This window comes from Pseudostreptobacillus hongkongensis (assembly GCF_001559795.1).
Taxonomy (GTDB): domain Bacteria; phylum Fusobacteriota; class Fusobacteriia; order Fusobacteriales; family Leptotrichiaceae; genus Pseudostreptobacillus; species Pseudostreptobacillus hongkongensis.
Window position 1 is genome coordinate 1 of the sequence record NZ_LOHY01000137.1, and the last position, 1,365, is coordinate 1,365.

General features: G+C 23.7%; 1 protein-coding gene. It reads right to left on the reverse strand.

Going from position 1 to position 1,365, the window contains the following annotated elements; genetic code table 11:
- Window positions 1–100 precede the first annotated feature (100 nt).
- On the reverse strand, window positions 101–1,285 hold the full coding sequence (locus AYC59_RS06610) for an IS30 family transposase (RefSeq protein ID WP_066896667.1): 1,185 nt from the start codon (window positions 1,283–1,285) through the stop codon (window positions 101–103).
- Window positions 1,286–1,365: the final 80 nt, after the last annotated feature.

A 1,365-nucleotide genomic window follows, 5' to 3' on the forward strand; every position in this document is an offset into this window, starting at 1 on the left:
TGGAGTGTAAAGTTTAAAATGCACAAAATTTTTAAATTAAATTTTTTTTGTAAACCCCAAATGCACAAAATCACATTTCATTTTCTTTCAAAATATGCTATCATATTTTTGATATTTTGTGATAGCTTGTAACTATTATATCTTCACAAGCTATTTCCTCTATAGATAATTTGTCAAGAATGACTTTTGAAAATCTTTCTTTAAATAGCTCTATAGGGGATTTATTTTTATATTTAGGTTTATACAAACTATTAATATTTGATACTATAAAATTTATATCATCTTGTGTATAATTTGATATATCCACCCCTTTAGGTATATATCTCCTTAATATTCTATGTATATTCTCAACATTTCCTTTTTGATACGGTTTACCTGCTTCACAATAAAATATTTTACATCTTCTTGTATAAGAATCATAAATACTCTTTGTTATTATTTCATGATTTAAAAACTCACTTCCTTGATCTGCTAAAAGTACTCCAAACAATCTTTTAAAATTCTTATGCCCTATTCTTTTCTCTATCCAATCAAATACTTTAGCAACACTCGTAGGATACTTATTTTTTATTCTAAAGGCAAATAGAAACTGTATTTCTGGAATAAATATTGTTAATAAATATATATCAGAGCTTTTTATCCCTTCTACTAAATCTATTTCTGTTACAAAAGTATTTTTATTTTCTTTAACATATTCTAAAAAGGCAAAGTATTCTCTACCCTTTAATCTTTCTTTTTTACTTATCATTTGATATGTTTCTTTATCTTTAAATATTTTATTCTTTATTCTAACTTTCTTTTTATTATATTCTATAAACCCTTTATTATACCAATCATATATCGTTTGCCTAGTTAAAGTATCATTGTAGTTTCTTTTTATCATTGATATTATATGTGATATAGGTTGTTGCTTATTTAAATATTTTTTCACTAAATCTAAATACAATTCTTGTTTTACTCCCATACCTCTTTTCTTACGTTTATCATAACTATCTTGTGCTACATTACTATCATATACAATGTAATCATAACAACAAGTATTTCTTTTAAATTTGGGACATTTATTACATACTTTAGGCTGTTTTTCTAAAAGAGTACATATATGTTCTTCTTTAATTTTAATATGTTTTATTACTTTAGAATTATACACTAATATACTTCTGTTATTTATTTCTCTTAGTATCGTTTGATAAGAATAACCTAAAATCTCAGATATCTCAGTGATTGTTTTTCCTTCTCTCAAATACACATCTATTTTAATCCTTTGTTCTTGTTTTAATTGCATTACACTCTCCTACAAATTTTGTGCATTTCTAATTTAAAATTTTTGTGCATTTGCTATTTACATTTTGACTATTTTTAATA

Excerpts from the sequence above, each read along its gene's own strand:
- AYC59_RS06610 (WP_066896667.1), bottom strand. The coding sequence starts at position 1,285 with ATGCAATTAAAACAAGAACAAAGGATTAAAATAGATGTGTATTTGAGA.